The sequence below is a fragment of the Streptomyces sp. NPDC050448 genome (genome assembly GCF_040655295.1).
GTDB lineage: Bacteria > Actinomycetota > Actinomycetes > Streptomycetales > Streptomycetaceae > Streptomyces.
In genome coordinates this window covers 133,719-151,546 of record NZ_JBFAJR010000011.1, presented here as the reverse complement: position 1 = coordinate 151,546, position 17,828 = coordinate 133,719, and the positions used below count along the sequence as shown (strand labels likewise).

Sequence of the window (17,828 nt, the reverse complement as noted above, 5' to 3'; positions counted from 1 at the left end):
CACAGTCTCACTGTTTCGTTGCGCCGGCCTGCGACACCCGCCGCCGGTTGCTGCCGGTTACTGCCGGTCTCAGCCGCTGACACCGCGGCCGAGTTCCCACAGCTGGAGGTCGGAGATGGCGTTGACGGACCACTCCACTCCGGTGATTCCGTCGCGTGCGGCGACGTACTGCTTGCCCTGCCACAGCGGCAGGACGGGCACGTCCTCGGCGACGATGTCCTGCATCTCCGTGATCGCGGGGACGGCGACGTTGCGGTCGACGGCGCGCCGGGAGTCGGGGATGAGCTTGGTGCGCACCGTGCTGTTGGAGTACGGCGTGCCCAGGAAGTTGTCCTGCTCCAGGAAGGGAGCGAGGAAGTTGTCGGCGTCCGGGTAGTCGGGGAACCAGCCGAGCCCGTAGGCGGCGTAGTCGCCCTTCTTCTGCGCGGGCCGGAAGTCGGACCAGTCGGAGCCCTGGACGGTGACGTCGAACAGCTGGGTGGAGTTCAGCTGGTTCTTGAGGGTCTCGAACTCGGTGGCCGTGCCGTCGCCGTAATGGTCCTTGGTGTAGTTCAGCGTCAGCTTGACCGGGGTCTTGATTCCGGCGGCCTTCAGCAGGTCGGCGGCCTTCGCGGTGTTGGCCTCGCCGTACTTGTTGAAGAAGGAGTTGACGTGGCCGGTCAGGGTGGTGGGGACCAGCGAGTACAGCGGCTGCGCGGACTTGCCGTAGACCTTGTCGATGATCGCGTTGCGGTCGACCGCGGCGGCGAGGGCCTGGCGTACGGCCTTGTCCTTGACGGCCGGGGCCTCGGTGTTGAAGCCGATGTAGCGGATCTCCAGGCCGGGCATCGGGACCAGCTTGACGCCCTTGGGCGGCTTGCCGGCGAACTCGGTGATCTGGGAGGGCGACAGGGTGCGGGAGACCATGTGGACGGATCCGGCGGTGAGCGCCTTGCCCATGGTCGCGGAGTCGGCGAAGGTGCGCAGTTCGACCTTGTCGTTCTGCAGCTTGAGGTCGCCCTTGTAGTTCGGGTTCTTGCTGAAGACGGCGCGGACGAGGTGGTTGTCCTTGACCTCGGCCTTCATCGTGTACGGGCCGGAGCCGTCGACGGCGAAGCCCTCGCGGAGCTTCTTGGCGTCGTAGTTCTTCTCGCTCACGATGCCGGCGGCCGGGGTGGAGAGCTTGTACGGGAAGGTCGCGTCGGGGGTCTTCAGGTGGAAGACGACGGTGTCGGCGGCCTTCACCTCGACGGTGTCGACGCTGGAGAGCAGCGAGGAGGGGCCGTTCTCGTCCTTGATGGCGAGGACGCGGTCGATGGAGAACTTGACGTCCTTGGCCGTGAGCGGCTCGCCGCTCGCGAACTTCAGGTCGGGGCGCAGGGTGCAGCGGTAGCTCTCGTTGCCGGTGTCGGTGAAGCGGCAGTCGGAGGCTGCTTCGGGGACGGGCTGGCCGCCGCCGCGGGGGGTGTGCATCAGCGTCTGGACGGTCTGCCGCAGGACGTTCCAGGCGCCGGCGTCGTAGGCGTAGGCCGGGTCGAACGGTGCGGGAGCGTAGTCGGCTGCCTCGAACCGGTCGGTGGTGCCGACGACGATTGCTCCGGATCCTGCTCCGTCTCCGCTCGTGCTGCCGCATGCGGCGAGCGCGGGGGTGAGCAGTCCGGCCGCAGCCGTCAGCACCAGGGTCTTGCGGTTCATGCTGGAAGTACTCCCTTGACCGGCACTTGCTCAAAGCGGCGTAAAGGGCACTTCGCGACGGTCGCCCGTTCAGGGCGGAACGATCGGGCCGGTGTTGTGACGATCGGTCCACGCGGTCCCGGCACAAGGGTGTGTGTCCGGTACGGCAAAGGTGCGGCGTAGTGCCCGCGTCGACATTAGTGGCCTGGGGCGGGATGGCTTGAACTGGCCGGACTTGGGGCGTAATCGCACGGTGATGGGTGCGGACTGCCTGTCTATGTGGGAGTCACCGCAGATTCGGTCAGGAGCTGATCAATCCGGACACAAGGGAAGCTTTCCGAGCCCTCGGACAGGTCCGTCGGGGGCTTGGCGGGTGACAAAGGTCACCTGGGACAACTTGCCAGGGAAAGGATGGAATTTCAGCCTCCGGACCATTGAACGGAAGATCCTCCCGTGGGACCTCGGACCCACCGGCGTTCCGTTCGGCACTGAGCGTATGCGATCAGTTCATCGGAGTGATCAGGGAGCGCAGGAACGGCAGGTCGACGTCCTCCAGCGAACGGACGATGGTGCGGCCCGGGGCGGGCTGGATGACGCCGACGGAGGGGACGGCCACGACCCGGCAGCCGGCGGCCTCGGCGGAGGCGACGCCGGTCGCGGTGTCCTCGATGACCGCGCACCGCGAGGGGTGGGCACCGAGGGTGCGGGCGGCCAGCAGGTACGGGTCGGGGTGCGGCTTGGTGCGGGACACCTCGTCGCCGGCCACGCTCAGCGCGAACCGCTCGGGGCCGAGCGAGCGCAGCACCCGGTCGATGACGCGGCGGTGCGAGGCGGAGACGAGGGCGGTGGGCACGTTGTGCCGGGCCAGCTCGGCCAGCAGCCGCTCGGCGCCCGGCATCATCGGGACCTGGTCGGCGATCCGCGCCTCGAAGCGCTCATTGAGCAGGACGCTCAGCTCCGAAAGGGTGATGGCGGCGCCGGTGGACTCGATGAGGAAGGCGGCGCTGCGGGTCATGGGCCCGCCGACGACGATGTCGCGCCAGGACTCGTCGAGCCGGTGGCCGATCTCCCCGAAGACGTCCACCTCGATCTCCCACCAGAAGCCCTCGGTGTCGACCAGGGTGCCGTCCATGTCGAGCAGCACCGCCTGCAGGGCATGCCCGTCGGCCGTACGGGCGACGGGCGCGGGAACGGTGCTGGTCATCCGGCACACCTCTCTCAGGGGACGGGAAGGCCGGCCGCCTCTTCCCCATGGGGCATCCCCCGGGGAACAGGCGACCGGCCTGTATGGGACCGACAAGTGTACGTCGGTCCGCGTCAGCGTGCGTTGAAATACTTCGCTTCGGGGTGGTGGATGACGATCGCGTCGGTGGACTGCTCCGGGTGGAGCTGGAACTCCTCGGAGAGGTGGACCCCGATCCGCTCCGGCTGGAGGAGGTCGGCGATCTTGGCGCGGTCCTCCAGGTCGGGGCAGGCTCCGTAGCCGAGCGAGAAGCGGGCGCCGCGGTACTTGAGGTCGAACATGTCCTCGACCGCGGCCGGGTCCTCGCCGCCGAAGCCGAGCTCGGCGCGGACGCGGGCGTGCCAGTACTCGGCCATGGCCTCGGCGAGCTGCACCGACAGGCCGTGCAGCTCCAGGTACTCGCGGTAGGAGTCGGACTCGAACAGCTTGGCCGTGGCCTCGCCGATCTTCGAGCCGACGGTGACCACCTGGAGGCCGACCACGTCGGTCTCGCCGGACTCCTCCGGGCGGAAGAAGTCGGCGAGGCACAGACGGCGGCCGCGGCGCTGGCGCGGGAAGGTGAAGCGGGTTCGCTCGTTCCCGGCCTCGTCGAGGATGATCAGGTCCTCGCCCTTGGACACGCAGGGGAAGTATCCGTAGACCACCGCGGCTTCGAGGAGGTTCTCGGTGTGCAGCTTGTCGAGGAGGCCGCGCAGGCGCGGACGCCCCTCGCTCTCGACGAGCTCCTCGTACGTGGCCCCGCCGGCGCGGGCCTGCTTGAGACCCCACTGGCCCTTGAACAGGGCGCCTTCGTCCAGCCAGGAGGCGTAGTCCTTGAGCGGGATGCCCTTGACCACGCGGGTGCCCCAGAACGGCGGGGTCGGGACCGGGTTGTCGATCGCGACGTCGGAGCGGCCGCCCGGCTCCTGCGCCTCCTCCACCTGGGAGGCGGGACCCTCAGGTGCCGCCGTGCGCCTGGCGACGCGGCGCTGCTTCAGCTCGGGCAGGGAGGCGCCCGGCACGCCGCGCTTGACGGCGATCAGGGCGTCCATGAGGCGCAGGCCCTCGAAGGCGTCGCGGGCGTAGCGGACTTCGCCCTCGTAGATCTCGTGGAGGTCCTGTTCGACGTAGGCGCGGGTGAGGGCCGCGCCGCCGAGGATGACCGGGTAGTCGGCCGCCAGCTTGCGCTGGTTGAGCTCCTCCAGGTTCTCCTTCATGATCACGGTCGACTTCACGAGCAGGCCGGACATCCCGATGACGTCGGCCCTGTGCTCCTGCGCGGCCTCCAGGATCGCGGAGACCGGCTGCTTGATGCCGATGTTGACGACGTTGTAGCCGTTGTTGGTCAAGATGATGTCGACGAGGTTCTTGCCGATGTCGTGGACGTCGCCGCGGACGGTGGCCAGCACGATGGTGCCCTTGCCCTCGTCATCGGTCTTCTCCATGTGCGGCTCGAGGTAGGCGACCGCGGTCTTCATGACCTCGGCGGACTGCAGGACGAACGGCAGCTGCATCTGACCGGACCCGAACAGCTCACCGACGACCTTCATGCCCTCCAGCAGGGTGTCGTTGACGATGTCCAGGGCGGGGCGGGTCTGGAGGGCCTCGTCGAGGTCCGTCTCCAGGCCGTTCTTCTCGCCGTCGATGATGCGTCGCTGCAGGCGCTCGTCCAAGGGCAGCGCGAGGAGTTCCTCGGCGCGGCCGGCCTTCAGCGACTTGGTGTTGACGCCCTCGAACAGGGCCATCAGCTTCTGCAGCGGGTCGTAGCCCTCGGTGCGCCGGTCGTAGATCAGGTCAAGGGCCGTGTTCACCTGCTCCTCGTCGAAACGGGCGATCGGCAGGATCTTCGACGCGTGCACGATCGCCGAATCCAGACCCGCCTTGACGCACTCGTCGAGGAAGACCGAGTTCAGCAGCACGCGGGCGGCCGGGTTCAGGCCGAAGGAGATGTTCGACAGGCCGAGCGTGGTCTGGACGTCGGGGTGGCGGCGCTTGAGCTCGCGGATCGACTCGATCGTGGCGATGCCGTCGCCCCGGGACTCCTCCTGCCCGGTGCAGATGGTGAAGGTCAGGGTGTCGATGAGGATGTCCGACTCGCGGATCCCCCAGTTGCCCGTCAGGTCCTCGATGAGGCGTTCGGCGATGGCGACCTTGTGCGGGGCGGTGCGGGCCTGGCCCTCCTCGTCGATGGTCAGCGCGATCAGCGCGGCGCCGTGCTCCTGGGCCAGACGGGTGACCTTCGCGAACCGGGACTGCGGACCGTCGCCGTCCTCGTAGTTCACCGAGTTGATCACGGCCCGGCCGCCGAGCTTCTCCAGGCCCGCCTTGATGACGGGAACCTCGGTGGAGTCCAGCACGATCGGCAGCGTCGAAGCCGTCGCGAAGCGGCCGGCCAGCTCCTCCATGTCGGCGACGCCGTCACGGCCCACGTAGTCCACGCACAGGTCGAGCATGTGCGCGCCCTCGCGGATCTGGTCGCGGGCCATCTCCACGCAGTCGTCCCAGCGGCCGTCCAGCATGGCCTCGCGGAACTTCTTCGAGCCGTTCGCGTTCGTCCGCTCGCCGATCGCCATGTACGAGGTGTCCTGCCGGAACGGCACCGTCTGGTAGAGGGAGGCGGCGCCGGGCTCGGGCTGGGGGGTGCGCTGGGTGACGGCCGTGCCGCGGACCCGCTCGACGACCTGGCGCAGGTGCTCGGGGGTCGTACCGCAGCAGCCGCCGACGAGGGAGAGCCCGTACTCGCGGACGAAGGTCTCCTGGGCGTCGGCCAGCTCGGGGGCGGTGAGCGGGTAGTGCGCGCCCTGCTTGGTCAGGACGGGCAGGCCGGCATTGGGCATGCAGGAGAGCGGGACGCGGGCGTTGCGCGCGAGGTAGCGCAGGTGCTCGCTCATCTCGGCGGGGCCGGTGGCGCAGTTCAGGCCGATCATGTCGATGCCGAGCGGCTCCAGCGCGGTCAGGGCCGCGCCGATCTCCGAGCCGAGCAGCATGGTGCCGGTGGTCTCGACGGTGACGGAGCAGATCAGCGGGACGGTGACGCCGAGGGCCGCCATGGCGCGGCGGGCGCCGATGATGGAGGACTTGGTCTGCAGGAGGTCCTGGGTGGTCTCGACGAGCAGCGCGTCGGCGCCGCCGGAGATCAGGCCCTCGGCGTTGATCTGGTAGGCGTCGCGGATCTGTGCGTAGGTGATGTGTCCGAGGGTGGGCAGCTTGGTACCGGGGCCCATGGAGCCCAGCACCCAGCGCTGCTGTCCGGTGGAGGCGGTGTACTCGTCGGCGACCTCGCGGGCGATGCGGGCGCCGGACTCGGACAGCTCGAAGTTGCGTTCGGCGATGTCGTACTCGGCGAGCGCCGCGTAGTTCGCCCCGAAGGTGTTGGTCTCGACGCAGTCCACGCCCACGGCGAAGTACGCCTCGTGGACGGAGCGCACGATGTCGGGGCGGGTGACGTTCAGGACCTCGTTGCAGCCTTCGAGCTGCTGGAAGTCCTCCATCGTGGGGTCCTGCGCCTGGAGCATCGTCCCCATCGCCCCGTCGGCGACGACCACGCGGGTCGCGAGCGCCTCACGGAGGGCATCGGCCCGGGTCTGGGTGTCAGCGGGCGGGTTCGGCAACGAGGCCATGGTTGAGCTCCCTGGGATGCGACGGCTGTCGGCTTTGCACCCTCGCTGTGTCAAGGGTGCACGCGGTCAGGGTAACCGCGCGGCACCAACCCCGGTGGGGGCGTCTTACGTGGCGGACTGCATTCTGTGCGCGGGGGTCTGCCAGGGGTGTCCTGGTCGACGGAGGCCTGAACAGTTGCCCAATCATGCACAAGGTCGACATCGACCGATACTGTTCAGCATTGTCGAACTACGTCAGCAGGAGGCTGCGCGATGGCACGGAACATCCAGTCGCTCGAACGAGCCGCTGCGATGCTGCGGCTCCTGGCAGGCGGCGAGCGCCGGCTGGGACTCTCGGATGTGGCGGGGGCCCTGGGCCTGGCCAAGGGCACGGCGCACGGGATTCTGCGCACGCTGCAGGCCGAGGGCTTCGTGGAGCAGGATCCCGCATCCGGCCGCTACCAGCTGGGCGCGGAGCTGCTGCGCCTGGGCAACAGCTATCTGGACGTGCACGAGCTGCGGGCCCGTGCGCTCGTCTGGACGGATGATCTGGCCCGGGCGAGCGGCGAGAGCGTCTACGTGGGCGTGCTCCACCAGAGCGGGGTGCTGATCATGCACCACGTGTTCCGCCCGGACGACAGCCGTCAGGTGCTGGAGGTCGGGGCCATGCAGCCGCTCCATTCGACGGCCCTGGGCAAGGTGCTGTCGGCGTACGACCCGGTCGCCCACACGGAGGCGATGGAGGCGGAGCGCGAGGCGTTCACGCCCCGGACGGTCACCGACGGCGCGGGCTTCGAGGAGATCCTCGACCTGACGCGGGCGCGCGGCTGGGCGGCCGACGTCGAGGAGACCTGGGACGGCATCGCCTCGGTGGCGGCGCCCATCCACGACCGGCGCCGGATGCCGGTGGGTGCGGTGGCGGTCGCGGGGGCCGTGGAGCGGGTCTGCGGGGAGTCCGGGGAGCCCCGGGCGAGCCTCGTGGCGTCCGTTCGGGACTGTGCGCGCGCCGTTTCACGCGATCTCGGCGCGGGCCGGTTCTAGGCCCCTTCCAGCTCTTTTCGGCCACTACCTGGCCGCTTTCTGCCCTCTTTTCGTCATATCCCGGCCATCGGTTGGCCGGGTTTGGCTGATCGCACCTAGTGGTAACGATCCGACACTTTGGCCTGGTCAACCCTTGACGCGTTCTTCACCTGGGCGGAAAACTGCCGTTCATCGGTCGGCATTGCCGAACACCTACCGGCAATACGCGCTAGGGTGTGGCAAGGCCACGGACCGGTGAAGCACTCACCGAGTGCGCGGACCGCCGGACGGGACCCGGTGTCCGCCCACCCCCTGGACGCAAGACAAAGGAGTCGCGGGTGTCCACCTCCGACATCTTCATCGGCGAGACCATCGGTACCGCCCTGCTCACACTGCTCGGCGGTGGCGTCTGCGCCGCCGTGACACTCAAGAGCTCCAAGGCCCGGAACGCAGGCTGGCTCGCGATCACGTTCGGCTGGGGTTTCGCCGTTCTGATCGCCGCCTACGTGTCCGCCCCGCTCTCCGGTGCGCACCTCAACCCGGCGGTCACCGTCGGCCTGGCCATCAAGAACAGCGACTGGAGCCACGTACCGGTCTACTTCGCCGGACAACTCCTCGGCGCCATGCTCGGCGCGGTCCTGATGTGGGTCACGTACTACGGCCAGTTCCTGGTGCACCTCTCGGACCCGGAGCACATCCGTGACGCCACGCTCGGCCCCGAGGACCCGCACCCGCACGACCAGGCCGGCCCCGTGCTCGGCGTCTTCTCCACGGGCCCCGAGATCCGCAACGTCGTCCAGAACCTCACGACCGAGATCATCGGTACGTTCGTCCTGGTCCTGGCGATCCTGACCGAGGGCCTGCAGGACGGCGGCAAGGGCCTCGGCGTCATCGGCGTCCTGATCACCTCCTTCGTCGTCGTCGGCATCGGCCTCTCGCTCGGCGGTCCGACCGGCTACGCCATCAACCCGGTCCGCGACCTCGGTCCGCGCATCGTCCACGCCCTGCTGCCGCTTCCCAACAAGGGCGGCTCCGACTGGGGATACTCCTGGATCCCGGTGGTCGGCCCGCTCGTCGGTGCCGCCCTCGCCGGTGGTCTGTACAACATCGCGTTCGCCTGATCAGCATCGGCACGTATCGCAAGATCCGCACCGCCCCCTGATTCGCCTACTCAGAGACCTGCCAGGAGCAGCCACATGACCAGCAGCACCGGCCCCTTCATCGCCGCGATCGACCAGGGCACCACCTCCTCCCGCTGCATCGTCTTCGACCGCGACGGCCGCATCGTCGCCGTCGACCAGAAGGAGCACGAGCAGATCTTCCCGAAGCCGGGCTGGGTCGAGCACGACGCCACCGAGATCTGGACCAACGTCCAGGAGGTCGTCGCCGGCGCCATCGCCAAGGCCGAGATCACCGCGGCTGACGTCAAGGCCGTCGGCATCACCAACCAGCGCGAGACCACCGTCCTGTGGGACAAGAACACCGGCGAGCCGGTGCACAACGCGCTGGTCTGGCAGGACACCCGCACCGACGCCCTCTGCAAGGAGCTCGGCCGCAACGTCGGCCAGGACCGCTTCCGCCGCGAGACCGGCCTGCCGCTGGCGAGCTACTTCGCCGGCCCGAAGGTCCGCTGGCTGCTCGACAACGTCGAGGGCCTGCGCGAGCGCGCCGAGGCCGGGGACATCCTCTTCGGCACCATGGACTCGTGGGTCATCTGGAACCTCACCGGTGGCGCCCAGGGCGGTCATCACGTCACCGACGTCACCAACGCCTCGCGCACCATGCTGATGAACCTGCACACCCTGGCCTGGGACGAGAAGATCGCGGAGTCGATGGGCGTCCCGCTCAACGTGCTCCCCGAGATCAAGTCCTCCGCCGAGGTCTACGGCCACGTCAAGGACGGCGTCCTCGCCGGTGTCCCGGTCGCCTCGGCGCTCGGTGACCAGCAGGCCGCCCTCTTCGGCCAGACCTGCTTCGCCGAGGGCGAGGCGAAGTCCACGTACGGCACCGGAACGTTCATGCTCATGAACACCGGCGACAAGGTCATCAACTCCTACAGCGGCCTGCTGACCACGGTCGGCTACAAGATCGGCGACCAGAAGCCGGTCTACGCGCTGGAGGGCTCCATCGCCGTCACCGGCTCGCTCGTCCAGTGGATGCGCGACCAGATGGGCATGATCAAGACCGCGGCCGAGATCGAGACCCTCGCGTCCTCGGTCGACGACAACGGCGGCGCGTACTTCGTGCCGGCCTTCTCCGGCCTGTTCGCCCCGTACTGGCGTTCCGACGCCCGCGGTGTGATCGCCGGTCTCACCCGGTACGTCACCAAGGCGCACATCGCCCGTGCCGTCCTGGAGGCCACCGCCTGGCAGACCCGCGAGATCACCGACGCCATGACCAAGGACTCGGGCGTCGAGCTCGCTGCCCTCAAGGTCGACGGCGGCATGACCTCCAACAACCTGCTGATGCAGACCCTCTCCGACTTCGTGGACGCCCCCGTGGTCCGTCCGATGGTCGCGGAGACCACCTGCCTCGGCGCCGCCTACGCCGCCGGACTGGCCGTCGGCTTCTGGCCCGACACCGACGCCCTGCGCGCCAACTGGCGCCGCGCGGCGGAGTGGACCCCGCGGATGCCCGCCGATCAGCGGGACCGCGAGTACAAGAACTGGCTCAAGGCCGTCGAGCGGTCCATGGGCTGGATCGACGACGAAGACGCCAGCTGACACACCGGCTGAGTCAATCGACGAGGAGCTAAGAGATATGAGCAGCCCGCAGAGCGTTCCCACTCTGGGTACGCACCCGACCGCCGGTTCGAACGCGAGCCGTGCCGAGACCCGTGAGCAGCTGGCGAAGGCCACGTACGACCTGCTGGTCATCGGCGGTGGAATCCTGGGCACCTCGGTGGCCTGGCACGCCGCGCAGTCGGGTCTGCGGGTTGCCATGGTGGACGCCGGCGACTTCGCCGGCGCCACCTCCTCGGCCTCCTCCAAGCTCGTCCACGGCGGCCTGCGCTACCTGCAGACCGGCGCGGTCAAGCTGGTCGCCGAGAACCACCACGAGCGCCGGGTGCTGGCCAAGGACGTGGCCCCGCACCTGGTCAACCCGCTCACCTTCTACCTGCCGGTCTACAAGGGCGGACCGGTCGGTGCGGCCAAGCTGGGCGCGGGCGTCTTCGCCTACTCCGCCCTCTCGGCCTTCGGCGACGGCATGGGCAAGGTCATATCCCCGGCCCGTGCCGCCGCCGACAACCCGGGCCTGAAGACGGACAACCTGAAGGCCGTCGCGGTCTACTACGACCACCAGATGAACGACTCCCGCGTCGCCGTCATGACGGTCCGCGCGGCCGTCGAGTCGGGCGCCGTCGTCCTCAACCACGCCGAGGTCACCGGCCTGCGCATGACGCGCGGCCGGGTCAGCGGTGCCGAGCTCAAGGACCGCCTCGACGGCACCGAGTTCGGCGTCGACGCGCGCGTCGTGCTCAACGCCACCGGCCCGTGGGTGGACCACCTGCGGCGCATGGAAGACAAGCACTCGATGCCGTCGATCCGCCTCTCCAAGGGCGCGCACATCGTCATGAAGCGCAAGTCGCCGTGGAAGGCCGCCATGGCCACCCCGATCGACAAGTACCGCATCACCTTCGCCCTTCCGTGGGAGGACCAGCTCCTGCTCGGCACCACCGACGAGGTGTACGAGGGCGACCCGGCGGACGTGCGGGCCACCGAGTCCGACATCCAGCAGATCCTGGACGAGGCGGCGTTCTCGGTGAAGGACGCGGACCTCGACCGCTCGCTGATGACGTACGCCTTCGCCGGTCTGCGGGTGCTGCCCGGCGGCCCCGGCGGCGTCGAGAAGGCCAAGCGCGAGACCGTCGTCTCCGAGGGCGCCGGCGGCATGCTGTCGGTGGCCGGCGGCAAGTGGACGACGTACCGGCACATCGGCCGTGTGGTCATGGACAAGCTGGCCAAGCTGCCCGGCAGCCCGCTCACCGACGACATGGAGCCGGTGAAGTCGCTCGTACGCCGGGTGCCGCTGCCCGGTGTCGCCAACCCGAACGCCGTCGCGCACCGCCTGCTGGTGGACCGCGAGCCGGGCACGCGGATGGACCCGCTGACCGCCCGGCACCTGGCCTCGCACTACGGCTCCCTGGCCTTCGACATCGCGCGGCTCGCGAACGAGGACCCGGCGCTGGCCGAGCGGATCCACCCGGACGGCCCGGAGATCTGGGCGCAGGTCGCCTACGCCCGGGACAACGAGTGGGCCGAGACGGTCGACGACGTGCTGCGCCGACGCACCACGGTGACGGTCCGCGGCCTGGACGACGACTCCGTGCGCGCGCGGGTCGAGGAGATGCTGGGCCGCAAGGCATAGCTCTCACGCAGGTGGGGAAGAGGGGCGGTTCCGAGGGGAACCGCCCCTCTGTCGTGGGCTGTGGCTGGTGTCGTCTCAAGGCTTAGGCTGACCCACGTACGCAAGGGAACTTCGGAAGGAGACCTGGGTGATCGAGCTTGAGGGCGTGCCCGAGCTGATCGACCCGGTCATGGTGGCCGCGTTCGAGGGCTGGAACGACGCGGGTGACGCGGCCTCCGGTGCGGTCGCGCACCTGGACCGGGAGTGGAAGGGCGAGGTCTTCGCGGCGCTGGACGCCGAGGACTACTACGACTTCCAGGTCAACCGGCCGACGGTGTGGCTGGACAACGGGGTACGGAAGATCACGTGGCCGACGACGAGACTGTCGGTGGTCCGGATCGGCGGCGCGAAGCCGCGTGACCTCGTGCTCGTGCGGGGCATCGAACCGTCCATGCGGTGGCGGTCGTTCTGCAACGAGATCCTGGGCTTCGCGCACGAACTGGGCGTGGAGATGGTGGTGATCCTGGGCGCGCTGCTCGGGGACACCCCGCACACGCGGCCGGTGCCGGTCAGCGGGGTCACCTCGGACCCGGACCTGGCGCGGACGATGGACCTGGAGGAGACCAAGTACGAGGGCCCGACCGGGATCGTGGGCATCCTCCAGGAGGCCTGCACCCACGCCGGGGTGCCCGCGGTGTCCCTGTGGGCGGCGGTCCCGCACTACGTCTCCCAGCCGCCGAACCCGAAGGCGACGCTGGCCCTGCTGAACCGGCTGGAGGATCTGATCGACATCCGGATCCCGCTGGGTGAACTCCCGGAGGACGCACGGGCGTGGCAGCTCGGCGTGGACCAACTGGCCGCGGAGGACAGCGAGGTGGCGGAGTACGTCCAGACGCTGGAGGAAGCGCGGGACACGGCCGACCTGCCGGAGGCCTCGGGCGACGCGATCGCCCGGGAGTTCGAGCGGTACCTGCGGCGCCGCGATCCGGCGGGGCCGGAGCAGCCGGGTGACGGCTCCTACCTCCGCGACACGACCAGCGGCCTGACCCGCCCCCCGAAGCGGGGGCCGGACCCTTCGGGCGAGGAGCCGTCCCCTCCGGATGAGGACGACACCCCTCCGGAGTCCTGACCGGGGCCCCACGCCTCAAGCGCCGACGGGGCTGGATCTACCTGCCCGTCCGCGCTTGAGGACCGGGTCCGGGCAGAGCCCGGTGAACGGGAGAAGGGCGGGGCGGGGCGAGGCTCCGCGCAGCGGCTCCGGCCCCGGGTACGGCGGTGCCCCCTGCCCCGGGCGGGGCAGGGGGCACCGGCAACGCTGCTACAGGGCGACGCCCAGGAGGGCGTCGACCGTGCGCGAGACCAGGCCCGGCGCCGACTCGTCGTCCCCGTCCGAGGCGTTCTGCGCGTCCACCCACCGGTCCACGGCCGCCAGCGCGGCCGGGGCGTCCAGGTCGTTCGACAGGGCCTCGCGGACCTCCTCGACGACGGCGTCCGCCGGCAGGCCGTCCGGGCGGGAAACGGCCGCGCGCCAGCGCTCCAGGCGGGCCACCGCCTGCTCGAGGACCTCGTCCGTCCACTCCCAGTCGGCGCGGTAGTGGTGCGAGAGCAGGGCGAGGCGGATCGCCGCCGGGTCCACCCCGGCGCGCCGCAGCGCGGACACGAAGACCAGGTTGCCCTTCGACTTCGACATCTTCTCGCCGTGCAGCGCGACCATGCCCGCGTGCACGTACGCCTTGGCCATCGGGAACTCGCCCGTCAGCACCTGCGCGTGCGAGGCGCCCATCTCGTGGTGCGGGAACGCCAGGTCGGAGCCGCCGCCCTGGATGTCGAAGCCCATGCCCAGGTGGTCCAGGGCGATGGCGACGCACTCGATGTGCCAGCCGGGCCGGCCGCGGCCCAGCGAGCCGCCGTCCCAGCTCGGCTCGCCCGGACGCGCCGCCATCCACAGCATCGGGTCCAGCGGGTTCTTCTTCCCCGGGCGCTCCGGGTCGCCGCCGCGCTCCGCGGAGAGCAGGCGCATCGCCTGGACGTCGAGGTTCGAGACGCCGCCGAAGTGGGCGTCGGACTCCACCGAGAAGTAGGTGTCGCCGTCCAGCTCGTACGCCGCACCGGCGTCCCGCAGCCGTTCCACCAGCGGCACGATGCCCGGTATGGCCTCGACGGCGCCGATGTAGTGCTGCGGGGGCAGCATCCGAAGGGCGGTCATGTCCTCGCGGAAGAGGGCCGTCTCGCGCTCTGCGAGCTCGGTCCAGTCGTGGCCGTCGCGCAGCGCCCGCTCGAGCAGCGGATCGTCGACGTCCGTCACGTTCTGGACGTAGTGGACCTGCCGCTTGGTGTCGAGCCACACGCGCTGAACGAGGTCGAACGCGTTGTAGGTCGCCGCGTGACCGATGTGGGTCGCGTCGTACGGAGTGATGCCGCAGACGTAGATACGGGCGACGGGACCGGGGGCGAGGGTGATCGTCCCCTGGGTCGCGGTGTCGTGGATCTGGAGGTCGCGGCCCTTGCCAGGCAGGGCGGGGACCTCAGAAGCGGGCCAGGCATGCATGTCTCGAGCCTAACCGGACGCATGTTCCGAAAACTAACCGGACCTGCACTGTTGGCTTGATCAGCACTCTTGCGGTCTGGCTGATTCTGTGCGTGCCCGGTCCGGCCGGTTCAGACCGGCGGCCAGGGGATCGCGGGCCACTGCCCGGACGGCTGCGGATGCACCCCGGTGCGCAGCAGATGGGCGACCCGGGCCCGTACGGCGGCCAGCTCGACCGGCGTGATCAGTTCAGCCAGCCGGGTGGCGAGCGGCTCCCCGTCGGCCAGCCGGCCGGCCAGGGAGGCCAGCACCTCGCGCGCCTCGTCGGTCAGCGGTTCGCCGGCCCAGCCCCACAGCAGGGTCCGCAGCTTGTCCTCGCGGTGGAAGGTCACCCCGTGGTCGATGCCGTAGAGCCGTCCGTCGGGCGCGGGCAGCAGGTGGCCGCCCTTGCGGTCGCCGTTGTTGATCACGGCGTCGAGGACGGCGAGCCGGCGCAGCCGCGGGTCGTCGGCGTGCACGAGCAGGGCGGTGCGGCCCTCCCCCACGTCGGCGAGGGCGACCGGTTTCCAGCCCTCCCCCGCCTCCTCGCCCTCGACGAGGGCCAGCAGGCCGCTCTCGTCAGACTCCTGCGAGTCCCCCGGACCCTCCTCGGCGGGCGTGGACTCGATCCACTGCTGGACCATGCCCTCGCCGTACGGCCCGTCGCGCAGCACGGTCGGCGGCACCAGGCCCCATCCCGTGGCCTCGGAGACCAGATAGGCGGCGACCTCCCGCTGCGCCAGGCTCCCGTCCGGGAAGTCCCACAGCGGGCGCTCGCCCTTGACCGGCTTGTACACGCAGTCGGCGCTCTCGTCCCCGTACGTCACCGTGCACAGCAGCACGGCGTTGGACGCCTCGCTGATCCGGCCGACGACGGTGAGCTCACCCTTGGCGAGCAGCTCCTCACGCTCCCCCATGACGGTCACGCCTGGCGCCGGTAGCCGTTCTGGCGCGGGCACACGTGACCCTCGGGATCCAGCGGCAGGCTGCACAGCGGGCACGGCGGCCGGCCGGCGTTGACCACGTCCAGAGCCCGCTTGGCGAAGGCCCGGGCCTGGGCGCCTGAGAGGCGGACCCGCAGCATCGGCGGGCCGTTCTCCTCGTCCTGGAGCAGCCGCTCCTCCGCCTCGGCGAGATCCTCCTCCGAGTCGGCGTCGAGTTCCACCAGCGCCTGCGCCTCGACGATCATCCGCTGTTCCTCGCCGTCCCAGGCCAGGGCCATGGTGCCGACGCGGAACTCCTCGTCGACCGGAACGTCCAGCGGCGCGGTGTCGGTGGCCTCGGCGGGGGCGACGGCCGGGACCGGGGCATTGCCCCCGGTGCGCCGTACGACCTCGTCCAGCAGCTCGTCCATCCGCTCGGCCAGCGCCGCGACCTGGGTCTTCTCCAGGGAGACGCTGGTGACGCGGGGCCCGGACGAGGCCTGCAGGAAGAACGTACGGCGTCCCGGAAGGCCGACCGTGCCGGCCACGAAGCGGTCCGGCGGGTCGTAGAGGAACACCTGACGGGGCACGTCCAGTCTCCAAGTCTCGGCGGCAGGGGCTGCGCGCGTGCGGCTGTGCTCTTTTATTTGGGCCAGTCCACCCTACTGCGCCGTTCGATCACGCCGCGCCCGCGCCGCCGCCCACGACGGCGTTCCCGCCGTCTTCGGTCGCGCTCTCGAAGGTCTCGGTGTCCGCCGCGGCCGCGTCCGGCGCGCGGGCCGGGCGCGGGGCGAGCGAGCCGAAGTCCCCGGTGTCGCCGAGCCGGAGCAGGAACGGCCGCGTCGGCGTGTAGCGGACGGCCGTGACCGAGCAGGGGTCCACGTGGATGCGCTGGAAGAGGTCCAGGTGCATGCCCAGGGCGTCCGCGACAAGGGACTTGATGACGTCCCCGTGCGAGCACATCAGGAAGACGGCGTCGCTCCCGTGCTCCTCCTCGATCCGCGCGTTCCACTCCCGTACGGCGTCCACGGCGCGCGCCTGCATGGCGCGCATGGACTCCCCGCCCGGGAAGGCGGCGGCCGAGGGATGCTGTTGGACGATCTTCATCAGCGGTTCATCGGAGAGCTCCGAGAGTTTGCGGTTCGACCAGTCGCCGTAGTGGCATTCACCGATCCGGTCGTCGGTGTGCAGCTCCAGTTCCGGGCGCGCGGCGAGCAGCGGCGCGAGGGTCTCCCGGCAGCGCTGCAGCGGGCTGGTGACGGCCGCGGCGAGCGGCACCGCCGCGAGCCGCCCCGGCAGCGCAGCCGCCTGCTCGGCGCCGCGTTCGTCGAGGGCCACTCCCGGGGTCCATCCGGCGAGCAGCCCTGCGGTGTTGGCGGTGGACCGCCCGTGTCGTACGAGGATCAGCGTGGCCATGACGCAAGCCTAGGCGCTGCCGGCGGGGAGAAGGAGGGCGGTGGCGGCCTCGTGTGCGGGCCGGGCGCGGGCAGGGGAGAATGCCTCTCGTGATTGTCGACTGCGCCATGTACCGGGACGGCCGCCGCTCCCCTGCGCCCGAGGACCTCTCGGACGCCCTGGACGAGGCGCGGGCGAGTGGTGACGCCTTCCTCTGGGTCGGCATGTACGAGCCGACGGAGGAGGAATTCGAGCACGTCAGCCGCGAGTTCAGGCTCCACAAGCTGGCGGTGGAGGACGCGCTGACCGCGCACCAGCGGCCCAAGCTCGAGGTGTACGACGACTCCCTGTTCGTCGTCCTCAAGCCGGTGACGTACGACGACGCCGCCGACACGGTGACCGCGGGCGAGCTGATGCTCTTCATCGGCGACTCCTTCGTGGTCACGGTCCGGCACGGCGAGGGGGCCGCGCTGACCGCCGTACGGCATCGGCTGGAGCAGGAGCCGGAGGTCCTGCGGCACGGTCCGACGGCGGTGCTGTACGCGGTGTCCGACGCGGTGGTCGACCACTACATCGAGGTCGCGGCCGAGCTCCAGGCCGACCTGGAGGAGGTGGAGGCCGAGGTCTTCGCGCCGCACGTCTCCGACACCAAGAACACCGCCGCCCGGATCTACGGGTTCAAGCGGCAGGTGCTGGAGTTCCGCCGGGCGACGAGCCCGCTGCTCCAGCCGATGGACCGCCTGGCCTTCGGGAACGTGCCCTTCGTGCACGAGCACGCGCAGCCGTTCTTCCGCGACGTCGCCGACCACCTGACGAAGGCGAGCGAGTACATCGAGGGCCTGGACCGGCTGCTGTCGGACGCGCTGGCCGCGCACCTGGCGCAGATGGGCGTCCGGCAGAACGACGACATGCGCAAGATCTCGGCCTGGGCGGCGATGGCAGCCGTCCCGACGATGGTGGCGGGGATCTACGGGATGAACTTCGAGCACATGCCGGAGCTCAGGCACGCCTGGGGCTACCCGGGGGTGCTGCTGGTGATGGCGGCCACCTGTCTGGGCCTGCACCGCCTGTTCAAGACCCGCGGCTGGCTGTAGCCGCCCGGG

General features: G+C 70.2%; 13 protein-coding genes. 6 read left to right on the top strand and 7 right to left on the bottom strand.

Annotated elements, in window-relative coordinates; genetic code table 11:
• Positions 1-69: 69 nt before the first annotated feature.
• From AB0I68_RS16060 to metH, 3 genes are all read right to left on the bottom strand, one after another.
• The gene (locus AB0I68_RS16060) at positions 70-1,674 is read right to left on the bottom strand and encodes an ABC transporter substrate-binding protein (RefSeq protein ID WP_363177908.1); all 1,605 of its coding nucleotides are present in this window, start codon (positions 1,672-1,674) and stop codon (positions 70-72) included.
• 481 nt (positions 1,675-2,155) lie between these two features.
• The gene (locus AB0I68_RS16055) at positions 2,156-2,857 is read right to left on the bottom strand and encodes an HAD family phosphatase (RefSeq protein ID WP_363177907.1); all 702 of its coding nucleotides are present in this window, start codon (positions 2,855-2,857) and stop codon (positions 2,156-2,158) included.
• Between the two features lie 113 nt (positions 2,858-2,970).
• Complete coding sequence (gene metH / locus AB0I68_RS16050; RefSeq protein ID WP_363177906.1) at positions 2,971-6,495, bottom strand: methionine synthase; 3,525 nt, start codon at positions 6,493-6,495, stop codon at positions 2,971-2,973.
• 252 nt (positions 6,496-6,747) lie between these two features.
• On the opposite strand from metH, the gene AB0I68_RS16045 reads away from it, so the two are divergent.
• The 5 genes from AB0I68_RS16045 (at position 6,748) to AB0I68_RS16025 (ending at position 12,970) form a co-directional block, all read left to right on the top strand.
• A complete protein-coding gene (locus tag AB0I68_RS16045) occupies positions 6,748-7,515 on the top strand; it encodes an IclR family transcriptional regulator (RefSeq protein WP_363177905.1) in 768 nt (255 codons plus the stop codon).
• A 317-nt stretch (positions 7,516-7,832) separates the two neighbouring features.
• A complete protein-coding gene (locus AB0I68_RS16040; protein WP_363177904.1) occupies positions 7,833-8,615 on the top strand; it encodes an MIP/aquaporin family protein in 783 nt (260 codons plus the stop codon).
• Positions 8,616-8,690: 75 nt separating this feature from the next.
• A complete protein-coding gene (gene glpK, locus AB0I68_RS16035) occupies positions 8,691-10,217 on the top strand; it encodes a glycerol kinase GlpK (RefSeq protein WP_363177903.1) in 1,527 nt (508 codons plus the stop codon).
• A gap of 37 nt (positions 10,218-10,254) precedes the next feature.
• Positions 10,255-11,862 carry a glycerol-3-phosphate dehydrogenase/oxidase gene (locus tag AB0I68_RS16030; RefSeq protein WP_363177902.1) on the top strand — a complete coding sequence of 536 codons (1,608 nt, stop codon included), beginning with the start codon at positions 10,255-10,257 and terminating at the stop codon, positions 11,860-11,862.
• A 127-nt stretch (positions 11,863-11,989) separates the two neighbouring features.
• On the top strand, positions 11,990-12,970 hold the full coding sequence (locus tag AB0I68_RS16025) for a PAC2 family protein (RefSeq protein ID WP_363177901.1): 981 nt from the start codon (positions 11,990-11,992) through the stop codon (positions 12,968-12,970).
• 189 nt (positions 12,971-13,159) lie between these two features.
• Here the strand turns inward: AB0I68_RS16025 and mshC are convergent, their stop codons facing one another.
• From mshC to AB0I68_RS16005, 4 genes are all read right to left on the bottom strand, one after another.
• Positions 13,160-14,389 carry a cysteine--1-D-myo-inosityl 2-amino-2-deoxy-alpha-D-glucopyranoside ligase gene (gene mshC / locus AB0I68_RS16020; protein ID WP_363177900.1) on the bottom strand — a complete coding sequence of 410 codons (1,230 nt, stop codon included), beginning with the start codon at positions 14,387-14,389 and terminating at the stop codon, positions 13,160-13,162.
• Positions 14,390-14,499: 110 nt separating this feature from the next.
• On the bottom strand, positions 14,500-15,324 hold the full coding sequence (locus AB0I68_RS16015) for an SCO1664 family protein (RefSeq protein WP_363177972.1): 825 nt from the start codon (positions 15,322-15,324) through the stop codon (positions 14,500-14,502).
• A gap of 5 nt (positions 15,325-15,329) precedes the next feature.
• Positions 15,330-15,920, bottom strand: coding sequence for a DUF3090 domain-containing protein (locus AB0I68_RS16010; protein WP_266630776.1), 591 nt, complete (start codon positions 15,918-15,920; stop codon positions 15,330-15,332).
• A gap of 88 nt (positions 15,921-16,008) precedes the next feature.
• The gene (locus AB0I68_RS16005; RefSeq protein ID WP_363177899.1) at positions 16,009-16,746 is read right to left on the bottom strand and encodes a histidine phosphatase family protein; all 738 of its coding nucleotides are present in this window, start codon (positions 16,744-16,746) and stop codon (positions 16,009-16,011) included.
• Between the two features lie 80 nt (positions 16,747-16,826).
• Between AB0I68_RS16005 and corA the strand changes: the two genes are divergently transcribed.
• Positions 16,827-17,819: a magnesium/cobalt transporter CorA gene (gene corA, locus AB0I68_RS16000; RefSeq protein ID WP_363177898.1), complete on the top strand. Its 993-nt coding sequence runs from the start codon at positions 16,827-16,829 to the stop codon at positions 17,817-17,819.
• Positions 17,820-17,828: the final 9 nt, after the last annotated feature.